The 17,450-nt window shown below is 65.9% G+C and carries 18 protein-coding genes; 7 read left to right on the top strand and 11 right to left on the bottom strand.

Annotated features, from left to right (window positions below):
* Nucleotides 1–72: 72 nt before the first annotated feature.
* From BLV15_RS12995 to BLV15_RS12975, 5 genes are read right to left on the bottom strand one after another with little or no spacing between them, the layout of a single operon-like run.
* On the bottom strand, nucleotides 73–1,110 hold the full coding sequence (locus BLV15_RS12995) for a hypothetical protein (protein WP_090228863.1): 1,038 nt from the start codon (nucleotides 1,108–1,110) through the stop codon (nucleotides 73–75).
* A 13-nt stretch (nucleotides 1,111–1,123) separates the two neighbouring features.
* The gene (locus BLV15_RS12990; RefSeq protein WP_090228860.1) at nucleotides 1,124–1,705 is read right to left on the bottom strand and encodes a cob(I)yrinic acid a,c-diamide adenosyltransferase; all 582 of its coding nucleotides are present in this window, start codon (nucleotides 1,703–1,705) and stop codon (nucleotides 1,124–1,126) included.
* Entirely contained in the window at nucleotides 1,705–3,720 is a 2,016-nt protein-coding gene (locus BLV15_RS12985; protein ID WP_090228857.1) for an ATP-binding protein, read from the bottom strand. Before BLV15_RS12985 ends, BLV15_RS12990 begins: the two co-directional genes overlap by 1 nt.
* A gap of 45 nt (nucleotides 3,721–3,765) precedes the next feature.
* Nucleotides 3,766–4,677, bottom strand: coding sequence for a putative 2-dehydropantoate 2-reductase (locus BLV15_RS12980; protein WP_090228855.1), 912 nt, complete (start codon nucleotides 4,675–4,677; stop codon nucleotides 3,766–3,768).
* 13 nt (nucleotides 4,678–4,690) lie between these two features.
* Nucleotides 4,691–5,653: a response regulator gene (locus BLV15_RS12975; RefSeq protein ID WP_090228852.1), complete on the bottom strand. Its 963-nt coding sequence runs from the start codon at nucleotides 5,651–5,653 to the stop codon at nucleotides 4,691–4,693.
* A gap of 147 nt (nucleotides 5,654–5,800) precedes the next feature.
* Here BLV15_RS12975 and BLV15_RS12970 point away from each other — a divergent pair, with 147 nt between their 5' ends.
* Together BLV15_RS12970 and BLV15_RS12965 are read left to right on the top strand one after the other, a co-directional pair.
* Nucleotides 5,801–6,280: a YajQ family cyclic di-GMP-binding protein gene (locus tag BLV15_RS12970; RefSeq protein WP_090228849.1), complete on the top strand. Its 480-nt coding sequence runs from the start codon at nucleotides 5,801–5,803 to the stop codon at nucleotides 6,278–6,280.
* Between the two features lie 96 nt (nucleotides 6,281–6,376).
* Nucleotides 6,377–7,222, top strand: a complete 846-nt coding sequence (locus BLV15_RS12965) for a mechanosensitive ion channel family protein (protein ID WP_090228847.1) — start codon at nucleotides 6,377–6,379, stop codon at nucleotides 7,220–7,222.
* A gap of 6 nt (nucleotides 7,223–7,228) precedes the next feature.
* On the opposite strand, the gene BLV15_RS12960 is transcribed toward BLV15_RS12965, so the two are convergent.
* A complete protein-coding gene (locus tag BLV15_RS12960; protein ID WP_090228845.1) occupies nucleotides 7,229–8,947 on the bottom strand; it encodes an AmpG family muropeptide MFS transporter in 1,719 nt (572 codons plus the stop codon).
* Nucleotides 8,948–8,980: 33 nt separating this feature from the next.
* Complete coding sequence (locus tag BLV15_RS12955; RefSeq protein ID WP_090228841.1) at nucleotides 8,981–9,355, bottom strand: MGMT family protein; 375 nt, start codon at nucleotides 9,353–9,355, stop codon at nucleotides 8,981–8,983.
* 169 nt (nucleotides 9,356–9,524) lie between these two features.
* Here BLV15_RS12955 and BLV15_RS12950 point away from each other — a divergent pair, with 169 nt between their 5' ends.
* Nucleotides 9,525–10,535 (top strand): DUF481 domain-containing protein, encoded by a 1,011-nt coding sequence (locus BLV15_RS12950; RefSeq protein ID WP_090228838.1) that lies wholly within the window; start codon nucleotides 9,525–9,527, stop codon nucleotides 10,533–10,535.
* Nucleotides 10,536–10,717: 182 nt separating this feature from the next.
* Here BLV15_RS12950 and BLV15_RS12945 read toward each other — a convergent pair whose 3' ends face one another.
* Nucleotides 10,718–11,476 (bottom strand): SDR family oxidoreductase, encoded by a 759-nt coding sequence (locus BLV15_RS12945; protein ID WP_090228836.1) that lies wholly within the window; start codon nucleotides 11,474–11,476, stop codon nucleotides 10,718–10,720.
* A 98-nt stretch (nucleotides 11,477–11,574) separates the two neighbouring features.
* Here BLV15_RS12945 and BLV15_RS12940 point away from each other — a divergent pair, with 98 nt between their 5' ends.
* The 4 genes from BLV15_RS12940 to groL all read left to right on the top strand — a co-directional run bounded on the left by BLV15_RS12940 (nucleotide 11,575) and on the right by groL (nucleotide 15,076).
* Nucleotides 11,575–12,309 (top strand): HugZ family pyridoxamine 5'-phosphate oxidase, encoded by a 735-nt coding sequence (locus BLV15_RS12940; RefSeq protein WP_090228833.1) that lies wholly within the window; start codon nucleotides 11,575–11,577, stop codon nucleotides 12,307–12,309.
* A 95-nt stretch (nucleotides 12,310–12,404) separates the two neighbouring features.
* Entirely contained in the window at nucleotides 12,405–12,866 is a 462-nt protein-coding gene (locus BLV15_RS12935; RefSeq protein WP_090228830.1) for an FxsA family protein, read from the top strand.
* 228 nt (nucleotides 12,867–13,094) lie between these two features.
* The gene (locus BLV15_RS12930; RefSeq protein WP_090228828.1) at nucleotides 13,095–13,388 is read left to right on the top strand and encodes a co-chaperone GroES; all 294 of its coding nucleotides are present in this window, start codon (nucleotides 13,095–13,097) and stop codon (nucleotides 13,386–13,388) included.
* A gap of 47 nt (nucleotides 13,389–13,435) precedes the next feature.
* Nucleotides 13,436–15,076 (top strand): chaperonin GroEL, encoded by a 1,641-nt coding sequence (gene groL / locus BLV15_RS12925; RefSeq protein ID WP_090228825.1) that lies wholly within the window; start codon nucleotides 13,436–13,438, stop codon nucleotides 15,074–15,076.
* 503 nt (nucleotides 15,077–15,579) lie between these two features.
* Here groL and BLV15_RS12920 read toward each other — a convergent pair.
* The 3 genes from BLV15_RS12920 to BLV15_RS12910 form a co-directional block, all read right to left on the bottom strand.
* Entirely contained in the window at nucleotides 15,580–16,362 is a 783-nt protein-coding gene (locus tag BLV15_RS12920) for an OmpA family protein (protein ID WP_090228822.1), read from the bottom strand.
* Between the two features lie 36 nt (nucleotides 16,363–16,398).
* Nucleotides 16,399–16,803, bottom strand: coding sequence for a DUF4398 domain-containing protein (locus tag BLV15_RS12915; RefSeq protein WP_090228820.1), 405 nt, complete (start codon nucleotides 16,801–16,803; stop codon nucleotides 16,399–16,401).
* Nucleotides 16,804–17,061: 258 nt separating this feature from the next.
* A complete protein-coding gene (locus BLV15_RS12910) occupies nucleotides 17,062–17,409 on the bottom strand; it encodes a pilin assembly protein (RefSeq protein ID WP_090228818.1) in 348 nt (115 codons plus the stop codon).
* Nucleotides 17,410–17,450 lie beyond the last annotated feature (41 nt).

Here is a 17,450-nt window from a genome sequence, read left to right as displayed (position 1 = left end):
CCGGTCATGCCCACGGGTGTTACTGGGGCAGCCCGAAGGCGGGCGAGTTCCTCGACGTGCCTCATGGACGCATCAGCGCGGCAGGTCGGAAGGCGCGGGCGGGCCGACGAAACGGCTCCAGCGACGGTCGAGCACCTGCTGCTTGAGCACTTCGATGAGGTCCACCAGCAGCTCTTCCAGGGCCAGGTCGGTGCTTTCGTCCTCGTAGAGCCAGGCCTCGAAGAACTGATCGGAGAGGTTCGCCGCCAGCGCCTTGAACTGCTCGCGCTGCAGCCCCTCCACCGCGCCGGCGAGCAGGCGGCGGACGATATCGCCGAGGGCGGCATCGAGGCTGTCGGCGAACTGCGAGCCCAGTGGCAGGCGGCGCAGCCTGCGCAGCTCCTCGTTGTTCATCAGCGCCTGGTGCACCAGGCCGCTGACGTAGCCATCGATGGCGCCACGGTTGCTGCGGTAGCCGTTTTCCAGCATGCCCTGCAGGCGCCGCGACAGGTCGTCCAGCAGGCGCTGCTTGCGCGGACGGATCACGCCGTTGATCAGCCGCCGCGAAAGGTCGTCGCTGGCGCCGATCTCCTGCTGCAGGCGCGAGAACAGCTTGACCATCACCCGGTCCGAGAGCTCTTCGAGCAGCAGTTGCCAGTAGCGGTTGAAGAAGCCGTAGAGCGCCCAGCGGCGCATGTCGATCAGCCCGAGGCGTTGCAGGCGGATCAGCAGCACGCCGATGCGCAGCACGCGCAACCAGCGCAGGCCGGCCAGCGGGATGCAGCCGAGCACGTCGTACCAGTGGGCGAAGGGGTAGTAGTACCAGCGCGCGTAACGGCGCTCGGCGATCGCCACCGCCCAGCCGAGCAGCACGTCGAACAGGAAGATCGCCACGAAGCACAGGTCGATGAAGGCGAAGTGGGCGTGGATGCGGCTGTCGTAGAAGGCGTGGAAGCCCGGCAGCACGCTTTGCAGCGCCTGGTTCAGCGGCGCCAGGGCGAACAGGCCGTCGAACAGGATCAGCGCCAGGTTGGCACACACCAGCAGCACCACCAGCGCTTCCCAGGCGGCGTGCAGGCCATCGAGGTTGCGGTTGGAGGCGGCTGCCGGCGCGGCTGCCGGCGCGCTCATCGGATCGGCGCCTTCACTCGGCGGCCTTCTTCGCGGCCTGCCAGAGGATTTCCGCGTGGCCCTGGCGGCGCGCGATCATCCGCGCGGCGACGAACAGCAGGTCGGACAGACGATTGACGTAGGCCAGGCCGACCGGGCGCAGCGGCTCTTCGGCGTTCAGCGCCTGGCAGCGGCGTTCGGCGGCGCGCGCCTGGCTGCGGCAGACGTGAGCCTGGGCGATCAGGCGCGAGCCACCGGGCAGGATGAAGTTCTGCAACGGGCCGAGTTCCTCGTTCCAGCGGTCGATGGCCTGTTCCAGGCGGGTGACCTCGGCCTCGTCGAGCGCCTGGTAGACCGGCATCGCCAGCTCGCCGCCGAGGTCGAAGAGGCGGTGCTGGCAGGGTTCCAGCACTTCGATCAGCTCGCTGAGCCCGGGGCAGTCCGGCCGCGCCTGCGCCAGTTCGGCGAGGAGCAGGCCAAGGGCGCTGTTGAGGCTGTCCAGCTCGCCCATCGCCTCCACCCGCGGATGGTCCTTGGCCACCCGGCGGCCATCTGCCAGCCCGGTTTCGCCGGTATCGCCGGTGCGCGTGTAGATCCTGGTCAGGCGATTTCCCATCAGTTGTCCTGTTCGCTGGTGGCGGGCAGCGGCAGGCGCAGGGTGAAGAGGGTGCCCTGACCCGGCTTCGACTGCACGTCCATCTGGCCCTTGTGGTTGTTGGTGATGATGAAATAAGAGACCGACAGGCCCAGCCCGGTTCCTTGGCCGACCTCCTTGGTGGTGAAGAACGGCTCGAAAATCCGTTTGCGCACCGCCTCGGGAATCCCCACGCCGTTGTCCTGCACCTGGATTTCCGCCCACGGCGGGTTGCGCCGGGTGCGCACGACGATGCGTCCGGGCTCGTCGTCCTCACGCTGGTGGATGGCCTGGGCGGCGTTCTTCAGCAGGTTGAGCAGCACCTGTTCCAGCTCGTTGGCGATGCACGGCACCTTGCCCAGCTCGTCGTCGAATTCACGGTGGATGTCCAGCGCCTTGAAGTCGAAGCCGTCGGCCAGGTCGAAGTCGTTGCCGGCGATCTCCAGCGCCTGGTCGATCACCGTCGGCAGCAGGCAGGGCATCAGCTCGCGGTTGCTCAGGCGGCTGAACGACAGCATGTGGCTGACGATCTTCGCCGCGCGGCTGCCGGCGGACTGGATGCCGTCGAGCAGTTGCGGTACCTCGCGGGCCTGCAGGTAGGCGTTGATCTGTTCCAGGCCGATGCCGGCGAGTTGCGCCTGTTCGAGGTTCTTCGCCAGCTCCGGCGACAGCCGCCGGCGGATGTTCTGCACGTTGTGCAGCACGGCGCCCAGCGGGTTGTTGATCTCGTGCGCCATGCCGGCGGCCAGCCCGCCGACCGAGAGCATCTTCTCCGACTGCACCATCACTTCCTCCAGCGACAGGCGCTGGGTGATGTCGTCGATGCGGATCACCACGCCGCCCTTGCCGCTGCCGCCCATCAGCGGGAAGAAGGTCAGTGCGTAGTGGCGGGGCTCGCCGTCCTTGGGCCAGGTGACACGCTCGACTTCCTCGACCCGGCAATGCTCGGCGCTGCGCCGCAGCGCCTCCAGGTAGGGTTTGAGCGGCGGGAAGGCGAGGAAGATCGGCTTGTTCATCGCCTCGTCCAGGCCGGTGCCGGAAAGCAGGCTGGCTTCCTTGTTCCACTGGGTCACGTACATCTGCTCGTCCAGCGCGATCAGCGCCGAGGGCATCGAGTCGATGATGCTGTTGAGGTAGCTCTGGAATCCGGTGAGCTTCTTCTCGATCTTGCTGCGCACCTGCACCTCGAGCTCCAGCTGCAGGTTCGTGTGGCGGGTTTCCTCGGCCAGGTTGCGCGCCTGGGAGAAGGCCGCCTGGGCATCGTCGCGGGCACGCTCGAGCTGCTGCTCGCGTGCCTGGATGCGCGCCAGCATGGTGTTGAAGGCCTCGGCCAGGCTGCCGATCTCGTCGTGGTTGCCGCGGCGCGCGCGCAGCGAGTAGTTCTCCTCGCGGGTGACCTGGCGCGACAGCTCTTCCAGGCGGCGGATCGGCTTGGTCACCAGGCGGCGAATCTGCCGCGCCACCAGCAGCCAGAACAGCAGGCTGAAGGCGAGAATCACCAGGCTCGCCGTGAGGGTGCCGGTGTAGAACGCGCCGGGCAGTTCGCTGGACGCCACCAGCAGCAGGTGGCCGGGCGGCCCGTCGGCCTGCGGCAGCGGGATCAACTGGTTGGTGCGGAATTCGCCGGTACGCCAGCGCTCCAGTCGGTCCAGGCGCCGCGGCAGGTCGAGCTTCTCGCCACGGGCGAGTTGCGCCACGAGCCGGCCGTCGCCGCCGTAGATCGCCGCGGCGCGCAGGGGAGGGTAGTCGCGCAGGTTCTCGAGCAGCGCCCGCGCGGTTTCCGGCGAGGCCAGCGCCGGGGCGCTCAGCGCCGGGTTGGCGATCAGCCGACCGAGGGTCTGCAGCGCCTGCGGCGCCATGCTTTCCTGGGAAATCCAGTACGCGGCGCTGATGAAGGCGAGGTTGGCCACCAGCAGCACGGTGGCGAGCAATACCAGCAGGGCGGCGAGCAGCTTGCGGCCGACCGGGAGATTTTCGAGACGCTGACGCAGGATCATGGCGGGTCGGAGCGTGCGGAATGAACCGGCAGGGTAGCCCGCGCCTCAGTGCACCGGCAATCCGCGCGCGGCGAGGTGCGCGAGCAGCCGCTGGTGCAGGGCGCGCAGGTGCGGTAGATCCAGCGCGTGGCGCTCGGCCACCGCGCAGGCGCGTCCGAGCAGGTAGGCGACCTCGGTGCGGCGGCCGGCGGCGACGTCCTGGTGCATGGAGGAATGGTTCGCCGCGGTGGCCTGGATCACCCGCTGCACGTCGTCGTGCAGGTGCTCGGCGGCCGCCGGCTGGCCGCAGCCTTCGAGAAGTTCGCCGAGCTCGGCGCAGAGGATCGCGACCTCCGCCGGGTGCTCGGCCAGCCCGCCGTTGCGGCAGTCGTGCAGCACCGTCAACGGATTTATCGCGCAGTTCAACGCCAGCTTGCGCCACAGCCGGGTGAGGATGTCCGGCGTCCACTGCCGGGGTATTCCGGCCTGCTCCAGCTGCGCGAGCCAGCCTGGCGGGGTGGGGTCGAGCGGGTCGCCGAGCCAGTTGAAGCCGTGCCCGGCGAAGACCACCTCGAAGTCGGCCCGGCGGAACGCACCCTCGGTACTGGAGACCAGGATGCAGCGCGCGTGCGGCGCCTGGGCGGCGACTTCCTCCTGGCTGCCGATGCCGTTCTGCAGCAACAGCAGCTCGGCCTTCGGGGCCAGGCGCGGGGCCAGCGCGGCAACCGCGGAGGCGGCGTCATAGGCCTTGCAGGCGAGCAGCAGGCGATGGATCGGCGCCGTATCGGCGAGGGTTTCGGCGGGGAGCGGATGAAGGGTGCGCTGGCCGTTTTCCACAAGGCTCAGGCCACCGGCGCGGCGGTAGTCGGCCAGGCGCTTCTCATCGCGCAGGATCAGCGTGACCGGCAGCCCCGCCCGGGCCAGGCGCGCCGCCCACAGGGTGCCGAGGCTGCCCGCGCCGAGTACATGCCAGCTCACGCGCGCGTCGGCATCAGCGGCTGCCCAGGCGCAGGGCGGCGATGCGACCGCTGGCGTAGGCCTCCGGCAGCAGGTTCTGGCCATGCTCGATCAGCGTCTGCGCATCCAGCGGCAGCGCCTTGGCATCCGCGCCGACCAGGCCGATCCCGGCCTTCAAGGTGATGAACCCTTCGCTGGTCTTGAAGGCCTTGAGGTTGAGGCCTTCGTGCAGGCGCCGGAAGCTGGTCGGCGAGCATTCGTGAAGGTCGTCGATGAGGGTGATCAGGCCGAAATGGGTGTCGTCCAGGCGCGCCAGCACGTCCAGCGGGCGCACCAGCTGTTGCAGACGACGGGCGATGCCGTGGAGCAGTTCGGCGTAGAAATCCTCGCCGTACTTCTGCCGCAGCTCCCCGGTTTCCGGCAGCCCGATCAGCAGGTAGCAGAGCGCGCCGCCGCGCGATTCCACCTGGCGTAGGCTGTCGCCGAGCTTGAGCCGCAGGTAGCGCGGATTGCCCAGGCCGGTGACCGAGTCGACCAGGTTGCGCTGTTCGAGGCTGGCGATGTTCTGCGTCAGCAGGCGGTTTTCCTGGAGCAGCCGCTGCAGGGTGTTGCACAGGCGGTCGGCGGCGAACACGCGTGGCAGCAACTGTTCGCTCATTTCCGACTTGCTGATGAAATCGTCGACGCCGCGGTCGAAGGCTTCGTGCAGCACGTTTTCGCCTTCCTTGCCGGTGAGCAGCACGATGTAGGTGTAGTGATCGGCCATCTCGTCCAACTGGCGCACCCGCGCGGTCAGCTCGAGGCCGTCGATCTCCGGCATCAGCCAGTCGGCGAGCAGCACGCTGGTCGGGCGCGTTTCGAGTTGCCGCAGCGCTTCCGTCGCGCTGCTGGCGAAGCGCACATCCTGATAACCGGCCTGGCTGAGTGCCCGGCCGATCATGGCGCTGGAGAATTTGGCGTCATCCACGACCAGGATGCTGAGGTAAGCGTTGGGCATTTAGCGAACTCGCAATAGGGGCCGACTTCCTGCCAGCCGGGGGGCGCCGCATAGTTGTGCGGTTATAATGACCGGGCATTTTCAACCGTCAAGCCAGGCGCGAACCGCTCGAGAGTCCGAACGCGCCATCAATCTGGAGCAAGCCACATGCCCTCTTTCGACGTGGTGTCGGAGCTGGACAAGCACGAAGTCACCAATGCCGTGGACAATGCCATGAAGGAACTCGAACGCCGCTACGACCTGCGTGGCAAGGGCAGCTTCGAGTTCAAGGAAAAGGTCGTCACCCTGACCGCCGAGGCGGATTTCCAGCTCGAGCAGATGATCGAGATCCTCAAGCTGTCGCTGGTCAAGCGCAAGATCGACGTGCAGTGCCTGGAGCTCAAGGACGCCTACGCCTCCGGCAAGGTGGTGAAACAGGAAGCCACGCTGCGCGAAGGCATCGACAAGGAGCTGGCGAAGAAGATCGTCGCGCTGGTCAAGGATGCGAAGCTCAAGGTGCAGGCCGCCATCCAGGGCGAGCAGGTACGCATCACCGGCAAGAAGCGCGATGACCTGCAGGAAGCCATCGCCCTGCTGCGCACCCAGGACCTGGGCATGCCGCTGCAGTACAACAACTTCCGCGACTGACCATCCGTCGCCCGGGCCGGGGAACCTCGGCCCTCCGCCAGGCGTCGCATTCTCTGTGTTTTCATGGCCATCCGGTGGCCTCAGAGAGGGAATGCAATGGATGTGAACAACGAAATCGATCGACTGGTGACGGCCTCCGAGGCCTGGCTGCCGCTGCTGATGGAGTACGGCGGGCGCCTGGTGCTGGCGCTGGTGACGCTGGCCATCGGCTGGTGGCTGATCAACCGGTTGACCAGCAAGATCGGCCTGCTGCTCGGCATGCGTCACATCGACCTGGCGCTAAAGGGCTTCATCGTCAACCTGGCCAACATCATCATGAAGGTCCTGCTGGTGATCAGCGTGGCCTCGATGATCGGCATCGAAACCACCTCCTTCATCGCCGCCATCGGCGCGGCCGGCCTGGCCATCGGCCTGGCGCTGCAGGGCAGCCTGGCGAACTTCGCCGGCGGCGTGCTGATCCTGCTGTTCCGGCCGTTCCGCATCGGCGACTGGATCGAGGCGCAGGGCACCAGCGGCACCGTCGACAGCATCCAGATCTTCCACACGGTGCTGCGTACCGGCGACAACCGCACGGTGATCATCCCCAACGGCAATCTGTCCAACGGCATCATCACCAACAGCTCGCGGCAGGCCACCCGGCAGCTGATCTTCGACATCAAGGTCGACTACGACGCCGATTTGCAGAAGGCCCAGCAGGTGCTGCGCGAGATGGCCGACGATCCGCGCGTGCTCAAGGAGCCGCCGCCTGCGGTGGTGGTCGCGGGCCTGGGCGACACCTTCATCACGCTGTCGCTGCGGGTGTGGACGGCGAATGCCGACTTCGGCGCAGTCACCTTCAAGTTCAACGAGGAAGTGCGCGACCGTCTGCGCGCCATCGGCGTGGACATCGCCCTGCCGGGCAAGGTGGCGCGCATGCTGACTACCCAGACCGCGTCGCGCTGAGGCGTGCTAGCGGCTGCCGCCCTTGGCGTCGGCCGCCGTTTCACCGGGCTCGTCCAGCGGTTGCGGTTCGCGGCGCAGGCGGCGCCACTGCATCAGGATGAGGATCAGTGTCGGCACGCCGAGGAGCGTGGTGATGAGGAAGAAATCGCTGTAGCCGACCTTCTCCACCATCACCCCCGAATAGCCCCCGAGTAGGCGCGGCAGCAGCATCATCAGCGAGCTGAGCATGGCGTACTGGGTGGCCGAGAATTTCAGGTTGGTCAGGCTCGACAGGTAGGCGACGAACGCGGTGGAGGCCAGCCCGGCGCTGAAGTTGTCGCAGGAGATGGTCAGCACCAGCATCTGCAGGTCCGCCCCCATTCCCGCCAGCACGACGAACAGCAGGTTGGTGCCGGCCGAGGCGGCGCCGCCGATGAAGAGGATCGGCAGGATGCCGAAACGCACGATCAGCAGGCCGCCGAATACCCCGCCGAGCAGCGTCATGATCAGCCCGAAGATCTTGCTGACACCGGCGATCTGGTCCTTGCTGAAGCCCTGGTCGATGTAGAAGACGTTGGCCATCACGCCCATCACCGTGTCCGACATCCGATAGGTGGCGATCAGCCCCAGCAGCATCAGCGCCTGCCAGCGGTAGCGCAGGATGAAGTCGCTGATCGGCGTCAGCACCGGCGCCATCAGCAGCCGGCCGGGGGCGGACAGGCAGCCCAGGCAGATCAACAGGTACATGGTCCCACGCGGCCAGTAACCGCCGTAGTACGACTGCAGGCCGCCGGTGAAGGCGACCATCAGGATGATCAGCACGATCACCGAAACACCCTGGTTGACGAAATCCAGGTGCCGCGTGCGTTTGCGCTGGTAGGCCTGGCGCAGCGTGCTGCCAACCGGCAGCAGCAGCGCGCGGCCCCAGGGCGACAGGCAGCCGAGGATGAACAGCCCGTACAGCGCGGCCCGCGGCCAGGCGGTGGCGATCAGCGCGTTGATCAGCGCCGGCACCGAGATCAGCATCACCAGCAGCAGGCCGATCGAGGCGAGCTGGTGGTTGAAGCCGAACAGCGAGGTGCGGTTCGGCAGCGGCGTGGTGGCCTCGGGTTCGCGGATCGCCAGGCTGGTCATCAGGCCGGGCAGGATCAGCAGGGCGAAGGCGATGTAGGTGCTGGCCCAGGCGCTCTGGTCATAGTGCTGGCTGCTCGAACCCAGCCAGTCGGCGAGGAACAGCGCGCCGGCGGTGGCCAGCAGCATCGCCACCCGGTAGCCGGTCATGTACGAGGCGGCGAGGGCGGCCTGGTAGCTGTCCTCGGCGATTTCCAGGCGGTAGGCATCGATGGCGATGTCCTGGGTCGCCGAGGCGAAGGCCACGGCCACGGCGAAGGCGATCAGCAGCGCCAGGTGGTCGCGCGGATCGCACAGCGCCATGCCGACCAGGCCGATGGCGATCAGCGACTGCGAGAGGATCAGCCAGGAGCGGCGTTTGCCCAGGGCACCGAGCAGCGGCAGGCGCCATTGGTCGAGCATCGGCGACCAGACCCACTTGAAGGCGTAGGCGAGGCTGATCCAGCTGGCATAGCCGATGGTTTCGCGCGACACCCCGGCCTCGCGCAGCCAGACCGACAGCGTCGAGAACACCAGCACCGCTGGCAGCCCCGCCGCGAACCCGAGCAGCAGAAGGGCGAGGGAAGCTGGGGTGGCGTAGGCGCGGAGTGCGTCGCGCCAGGTTTTACGGGACATGAGGGTACGCGGGTGGCTGGCAAAGGGCGCACTCTAACCGCGTTGCTCCGTCGGGCGCCAGCCGTGCCGACGCATGTCCACACGGTCATTGCGCACGCTCACACCTTCGTCGCGCAGGCGCGCGCGCTGCTCGTCGCCGGAGGGGCTGCCGGCCTGCAGGCTCAGTCGTCCACCAGCGGCTATGACGCGGTGCCAGGGCAATGCCGAACCCTCCGGCAACTGCGACAGGGTTCGCCCCACCCAGCGCGCCGCGCGGCCGAGGCCGGCCAGTTCGGCGAGCTGTCCGTAGCTGACCACGCAGCCCCTCGGCACCTGGCTGAGCACCAGATACAGCGCCTCGCGGCGGGCCTGCGGATCGTTCGGCGAGGCCCAGGCGTGCGCCTCGTCAGCGTCGGTCGAGTCGCTCATCGCGCGGCATCCGACGCGCCCGTCGCCGCCATGGACGGCGCCGAAGCGCCTGAAACGGGGCATGCAGCCTGCATTGAACTTGCCCTCCGCCCGTGTGTCTGGTTGCTCAGTTGCCGTGCGTCCGGATAATGCCCGGACTTACCCGAACCCTGGAAGCAGACCTACGCCTATGTTGTTGAGAAACCTGCTGTGCCTGACCCTGGGCTGTGTCACCACCTCGGCGTTCGCCGACACCGTATGGTTGAAGAACGGCGATCGCCTGACCGGCAAGGTCAAGGTGCTGGATGGCGGCAAGCTGATGCTGGACACGGACTACGGCGGCTCCATCCCGCTGGATTGGAAGAAGGTCGCCACGCTGGAGAGCGAGACCCCGATGCTGGTTCGCCAGGACGACTTCGAGGACCCGCAACTGGCCAACTCCCTGCACAAGGGCGACGACGGCAAGGTGGTGCTGGGGACCGCCGAGGCTCCGAAGACCATCGAGCTGGCGAGCATCCAGCAGATGATTCAGCCCAAGCCACTGATCCAGGACTTCACCTGGAGCGGCAACATCGACCTGGCACTGGACTACAAGCGCGCGGACACCGACACCGACGACTACAACGTGGCCTTCAAGACCAAGGCCAGGCACGGCCTGTGGCGGCATAACGGCGACGGCGAGTACAACCGCGAAAGCAGCGACGGCGTCACCACCACCAACAACTATCAGCTGGAGTACGCGCTCGACCGCTTCTTCACCGAACAGTGGTTCTGGCAGGGCCGTGTCGACTACAAGAACGACAAGATCGAGGACCTCGCGCGCCAGCGTACGCTGGGTACCGGCCCGGGTTACCAGTTCTGGGACAACGAACTGGGCGCCTTCTCGCTCACCTCGCTGGTCAACCGCACCGACTACGAATACAGCAACGGCAACAAGGACAACTTCTACTCGCTGGCGCTGAAGTGGGAATACAACCGCTACCTGATCGGCAAGACGGTGGAAATCTTCACCAACGGCGAGATCGGCAAACCCCTGTCCGGCGTCGCCGAGTACGCCCTGGATTCCGAAGCCGGGCTGCGCTACAAGGTCACCGACTGGGCCTCGCTCAACCTCAAGGCCGAGAAGGACATCGTCAGCGGCAACTCCGATGGCGAGCTGAACGAAACCCGCTACACCGTAGGTTTCGGCGTGGGTTGGTAAAAGCCCCGCTCGCAAGAAAAAAGCCCCGCATCGCGGGGCTTTTTCATTTCGGCGCTCTTGGCGATGTCTGGTCTCGATCTTGCGAGCTAAGGCCAGGCAAGGCGAATGCCGGCGAGAGAGCGGAATTTACGCCTGTAAATGAGCATCTTGAACCGGCATTCAACGCCGAGATCGAAACCCAACTAGAGGCGGAGGCCGCCGTCGAGTTCCAGCACTCTCCCCGTGTAGTAGTCGTTCTCGAAGATATAGGCCACCGAGTGGGCGATCTCAACCGGCTTGCCGAGGCGCTTGAGCGGGATGCCCGAGGTCATCTTCTCCAGCGCTTCGGGTTTCATGCTCGCCACCATGTCGGTCTCGATGAAGCCCGGCGCCACGCCCGCCACGCGGATGCCGTAGCGCGCCAGTTCCTTCGCCCAGACCACGGTGTCCGCCGCGACCCCGGCCTTGGCCGCCGAGTAGTTGGCCTGGCCCATGTTGCCGGCGCGGGAGATCGAGGAGATGTTGACGATCGCGCCTTCGTTCTTCAGCTCGATCATCTTCGCCGCGACCTCGCGGGTGCAAAGGAACACGCCGGTCAGGTTGACGTCGATCACCGACTGCCACTGCGCCAGGCTCAGCTTGGTCAGCTCGCCGTCCTTGACCTTGATGGTCAGCCCGTCGCGCAGGATTCCCGCGTTGTTCACCAGCCCGTTGATCGCGCCGAAGTCGTCGGCCACCTGGCTCACCAGATGAGTCACCTGCTCTTCGTTGGCAACGTTGCACAGGTAGGCTTTCGCCTCGCCCCCGGCGGCCTTGCAGGCGGCGACGGCCTCGTCGAGTTTCTCCTGGTTGAGATCGACCAGCGCCAGGCGTGCGCCCTTCGCCGCCAGGTATTCGCCCATGGCGCGGCCGAGACCCTGGCCGCCCCCGGTGATTATGATGACCTTGTCCTTGAGTTGCATCGTGTATCCCCTGCTGATTGTTGTTGTCGTCGCCGCCAAGGCGAACCCGTTATGCTGAGCCTGTCCATTCTCAACGGAATCGTCCAAGGAGTCATGGGGTGAGCGTTCGATCGAGCCAGCATGCACGCCAGTTGTTGCTGCGGGAGTACCGCGGCGTGCTTTCCACCCAGTCCAAGGCCATGCCCGGCTTTCCGTTCGGCTCGGTGGCGCCGTTCTGTCTCGACGCCTCGGGCAGGCCGCTGATCCTGATCAGCCGTATCGCCCAGCATACCCACAACCTCAAGGCCGACGGGAAGTGCTCGCTGCTGGTGGGCGAGCGTGGCGCGCAGGACGTGCAGGCGGCGGGGCGCCTGACCCTGCTCGCCGAGGCCAGCCCGTTGCACGGCGCCGGGGAGATCGAAGCGGCGGCCCGGCGGTTCTATCGCTACTTTCCCGCCTCGCAGGACTATCACCTGGCCCACGACTTCGACTTCTGGGTGCTGCAGCCTGTGCGCTGGCGCTACATCGGCGGTTTCGGCGCGATTCACTGGCTGGACCGGGTCGAACTCGCCAACCCCTTCGCCGGCAACAGCGAAACCTCGATGGTCGAACACATGAACGGCGATCACCCCGATGCCATCGCCCACTACGTCCGGCTGGCCGGCTTGCCAGACGGCGAACCGGCACAGATGGTCGGCATCGACAGCGAAGGCTTCCACCTGCGCATCGGTGCGGCGCTGCACTGGCTGCCGTTCGCCGAACCCTGCAGCAACCCCGGCGAGGTGCGCCAGGCGCTGGTCGCGCTGGCCCGTGCCGACGCCTGGCCGGTCTCGGAAGGTCCCGGCGACGAATAATCCGGTAACAGTCGCTATCCTGCCGGCCTTGAAATGCCGGCTGCCCACCGTCATCTCATACCCTCGGAAGCCGTTCTTCCGCCAAGGATTCCACGATGCGTGTTTTCTTCTTTCTGTTCCTGTTGTTCCCGGTCGTCGAGCTGGCGCTGCTGATCAAGGTCGGCGGCGCCATCGGCGTGCTGCCCACGCTGCTGTTGCTGGTGGGCAGTGCGCTGCTCGGCGGCCTGCTGCTGCGCGTCGCCGGCGTCGCCACGGCCTGGCGCGCGCGGGAGCGCCTGGCGCGCGGCGAGTTGCCCGAAAAGGAAATGCTCGAGGGGCTGATGGTCGCCCTGGGCGGCGCCTTGCTGATACTGCCGGGCTTTCTCAGCGACATCATCGGCCTGCTGTTCATCGTCCCCTTCACCCGCGGCCTGCTCCTGCGCGCCGTCGGGCGCCGGATCGAGGCGCAGGTGCAGCGCCAGCGCGCGTTCTCCGACGACCCGGCGGGCGGCGCGGCCCGACCTAACGCAGCCCGACCCAATGTCATCGAGGGCGAGTACGAACGCCGCGATCAGTGATCGGCTGCGTTCGTATGCCTGCCCGTCTGCGCCGCGATAACGAAATTTTTTTGCCCGCGACCCTTGAAATGCGCTTGTACGCCCGCATCTAGCGGACACCGCAAGGTCCCTGTCACGTCGACAGGCTGTCTTCTGCGGTCCGCTCTGCGGGCCGCAACCGGCACCGCCGGATTTAACCCGCCGGCATCGAGCCGGCGCCGGAAAACACTCAATTGGGAGAGATCGACAATGAAGCTTCGTCCCCTGCATGACCGCGTCGTCATTCGCCGCAGCGAAGAAGAAACCAAGACCGCAGGCGGCATCGTGCTGCCGGGTTCCGCTGCCGAAAAACCGAACCGCGGCGAAATCGTCGCTGTCGGCGCCGGTAAAGTGCTGGAAAACGGTGGAGTGCGCGCCCTGGCCGTCAAAGTCGGCGACAAAGTGGTGTTTGGCCCTTACTCCGGCAGCAACACCGTGAAAGTCGACGGCGAAGACCTGCTGGTGATGAGCGAGAACGAAATCCTCGCCGTCATCGAAGCCTGATTCCCCGCGAATCCCGTCACTAATTGAAGAATTGAGGATCAATCACCATGGCTGCTAAAGAAGTCAAATTCGGCGATTCCGCTCGCAAGAAAATGCTGGTCGGCGTGAACGTGCTGGCCGACGCCGTCAAAGCCACCCTCGGCCCGAAAGGCCGCAACGTGGTTCTGGAAAAGAGCTTCGGCGCTCCGACCATCACCAAGGACGGCGTTTCCGTCGCCAAGGAAATCGAACTCAAGGACAAGTTCGAGAACATGGGCGCGCAGCTGGTCAAGGACGTCGCGTCCAAGGCCAACGATGCCGCCGGTGACGGCACCACCACCGCCACCGTTCTGGCCCAGGCCATCGTCAACGAAGGCCTGAAAGCCGTCGCTGCCGGCATGAACCCGATGGACCTCAAGCGCGGCATCGACAAGGCGACCATCGCCATCGTCGCCGAGCTGAAGAACCTGGCCAAGCCGTGCGCCGACTCCAAGGCCATCGCCCAGGTCGGCACCATCTCCGCCAACTCCGACTCCTCGATCGGCGACATCATTGCCGAAGCCATGGAAAAAGTCGGTAAAGAAGGCGTGATCACCGTCGAAGAGGGTTCGGGCCTGGAGAACGAACTGTCCGTCGTCGAAGGCATGCAGTTCGACCGCGGCTACCTGTCCCCCTATTTCATCAACAAGCCGGACACCATGGTCGCCGAACTCGACGGCCCGCTGATCCTGCTGGTCGACAAGAAAATCTCCAACATCCGCGAAATGCTGCCGGTGCTGGAAGCTGTCGCCAAGGCCGGCCGTCCGCTGCTGATCGTTGCCGAAGACGTCGAAGGCGAAGCCCTGGCTACTCTGGTCGTCAACAACATGCGCGGCATCGTCAAGGTCGCAGCCGTCAAGGCTCCGGGCTTCGGCGACCGTCGCAAGGCCATGCTCCAGGACATCGCCATCCTCACCGGCGGTACCGTGATTTCCGAAGAAGTCGGCCTGAGCCTGGAAAGCGCCACCCTGGAACACCTGGGTAACGCCAAGCGCGTCGTGCTGAACAAGGAAAACACCACCATCATCGACGGCGCCGGCCAGCAGGGCGACATCGAATCCCGCGTTGCGCAGATTCGCAAGCAGGTCGAGGAAACCTCCTCCGACTACGACCGTGAAAAACTGCAAGAGCGTCTGGCCAAGCTGGCCGGCGGTGTTGCCGTGATCAAGGTCGGTGCCGGCACCGAAGTCGAGATGAAAGAGAAGAAAGCCCGCGTCGAAGACGCCCTGCACGCTACCCGTGCGGCGGTCGAAGAAGGCGTGGTGCCTGGCGGTGGCGTTGCCCTGGTGCGCGCTCTGCAGGCCATCTCCGAGCTGAAGGGCGACAACGAAGACCAGAACGTCGGTATCGCGCTGCTGCGTCGCGCCGTCGAGTCCCCGCTGCGCCAGATCGTCGCCAACGCCGGTGGCGAGCCGAGCGTAGTGGTCGACAAGGTCAAGCAGGGTTCGGGCAACTTCGGCTTCAACGCCGCGACCGACACCTACGGCGACATGATCGAGATGGGTATCCTCGATCCGGCCAAGGTGACCCGCACCGCGCTGCAGGCCGCCACCTCCATCGGCAGCCTGATGATCACCACCGAAGCGATGATCGCTGAAGTGGCTGACGACAAGGCAGCTCCGGCCATGCCGGACATGGGCGGCATGGGTGGCATGGGCGGCATGATGTAAGCCGACCCGGCACCCGCTGTACCGAGAGCCCCGCGAAAGCGGGGCTTTTTTATGCGTGCGAATTGGATCCCCTGCCGAGCCGCCTTCCGTAGGGTGCGCCATGCGCAGCAATGGCTTCCGAGTGGGGATTGCGGTGCGCATGGCGCACCCTACGAAAGGTCGTCGAGGTTCATGCGTGCCGCGGTTTACGTAGGGTGCGCCGCGCGCACCAATGGCTCCTGAATGGGCATTGCGATGCGCATGGCGCACCCTACGAAAGGCCGTCGAGGTTCATGCGTACCGCGGTTTACGTAGGGTGCGCTGTGCGCACCGTGGGTTTCCGAGTGAGGTTGCGGTGCGCATGGCGCACCCTACGAAAGGCCGTCGAGGTTCATGCGTGCCGCGGTTTATGTAGGGTGCGCCGCGCGCACCATGGGTTTCCGAGTGAGGTTGCGGTGCGCATGGCGCACCCTACTAAAGAAAAACCCCGCCGAGGCGGGGTTCTGATTTTGCGGTCGAGTCGCTTACTGGGTGATTACCCGTGGGGCGACCGGCTGGGCATCCGGCGAGATGGTGATCTCGACGCGGCGGTTGAGCACGCGCGAGTCCGGGGTGTCGTTGCTCGCCACCGGGTTGCTCTTGCCATAACCCTGGGTGGTGATGCGCTGCGGCGCGATGCCCATGCTGACCAGCGCGGCCTTCACCGAGTCGGCGCGGCGCTGCGACAGCTCCAGGTTGTGCGAGACGGTGCCGGTGCTGTCGGTGAAACCCTCGACCACCACCTGGCGCTCGGGGTTCTTCTTCAAGTAGTCGCCGAGGGTGTAGAGCTGGCGCATACCGGCCGGTTTCAGCTCTGCACGGTCGACTTCGAACAGCACGTCACCCAGCGTGACCATGTCGCCGCGAGGGGTCGCCTGCGGCTTCAGCGCGCCGAGCAGCGAATCCACCTGCGCGGTGCGTGCTTCCAGGCGAGCCTGGGTGCGTTGCGCGGCGGCGCCGGCGAGGTTTTGCTCGGCCGTCTTCATGCGGATGGTTTCTTCAGCCACGACCACGCGCTGATTGGTCAGGTAGGCCAACTGGTCGACGGTCTTCTGGTCGTTGTCACCGGAATAGGCCAGTTCGGCGCGGCTGAGCATGTCCGCGGCTTCCTTGGTCTCGACCGGCGCCAGGGTGGCGGCCTGGGGATTGGTCTGCAGCTGGTTGTAGCTGGCGCGAGCCTGGTCGAGGTTCGGGTTGGGTTTCGAGGCGCAACCGGCAAGGGCCAGGGTCAGCGCCGAAAGGGCAGGTATCAACAGTGTCTTACGCATAACGAGTCATCCTTTTCGAGTTCGTCTGCCGGGCCATCACTTGACGATGATGGTGCTGCGTTGGCCTTCTTCGCGCAGGTCTTGCACACCCTGCTGCGAGTCCTGGTAGGCCTTCTCGGCCTTCGCGGCGAGCGCCTTGCGTTCGGCTACGCGGGCGTCCCATTCGGCCTGTTCGGCCAGTCGACGGGCCTGCTCGTAGTCTTTTTCCTTCGCCAGGGATTCGGCGCGGGCCATCTTTTCCTGCGCGGTGCGCAGCTCGACCGGTGCGTACTCCGTGGCGCCCGCGACGGTTGCGCTCTTCAGCACGGTGTTACTGACGGCGAACTGTTCGGTGGGCGGATTGCCGGCGCAGCCTGCGAGTAGCAGGGTGCTGCCAAGGGCCAGCGCAGCGAGCGTGAAGCCGCTTCTGGACGAAGCGGATTTGGCGTTACCTGAGTTCATAAGAAGTGCCTCCTGGATTTCCGTACGATCGTTTATTCCGTGATCTCGCCGTCGTCTCCTGACGGTCCGGCACAGGCGCGAAGGGGCGTGTGCGGCATCCGGGACAGCGGCGACATACTTTTCCGACTGGTGGCAACGGACAAATGTTCCAACTGTTTTCCCTGACCGAATGGTCAGCAGATACATGTCCGGAAAACGCTGGGCGAACGCCGGCTAGCCGCTCTGGCTAGCGGCTTCGACGGCAGAAGGGAGTTGCGCTTAGTGGTTGCTGCTGCTTTCGCGCTCTTCGCTGAGGTCCTGCAGGTAGCGACGCGACAGTGCCAGGAAGCGCGGCGTGGGGCCGATGTCTTCGTACAGCGGGTCGCCCTGTTCGTCGACGGCGACGACCTGGTTACCCTTCACGTAGGGCAGGCTGGCTTCGAGCTCTTCCAGCGAGGCGGCGACCAGTTCGGCGAGCAGTTCCTCGACGTTGCGCTTGGGATACATCTCCGACAGCGCCGCCAGGCGTGCGGCGGATTCCAGGTCCAGGTTGATGTTGTACTGGCCGCGGGTCAGTCGGCCCTTGGCGTTCTCTTCCCAATGTTTCGCCAGTTCACGAATCTTCATGGTTACCTCATTCCCCGGCATGTACCGCTCCGGAGCAGGTG

This window comes from Pseudomonas kuykendallii, from assembly GCF_900106975.1.
GTDB lineage: Bacteria > Pseudomonadota > Gammaproteobacteria > Pseudomonadales > Pseudomonadaceae > Pseudomonas_O > Pseudomonas_O kuykendallii.
The sequence above is the reverse complement of the archived record's forward strand: the minus strand, read 5'-3'. Positions and strand labels throughout refer to the sequence as shown.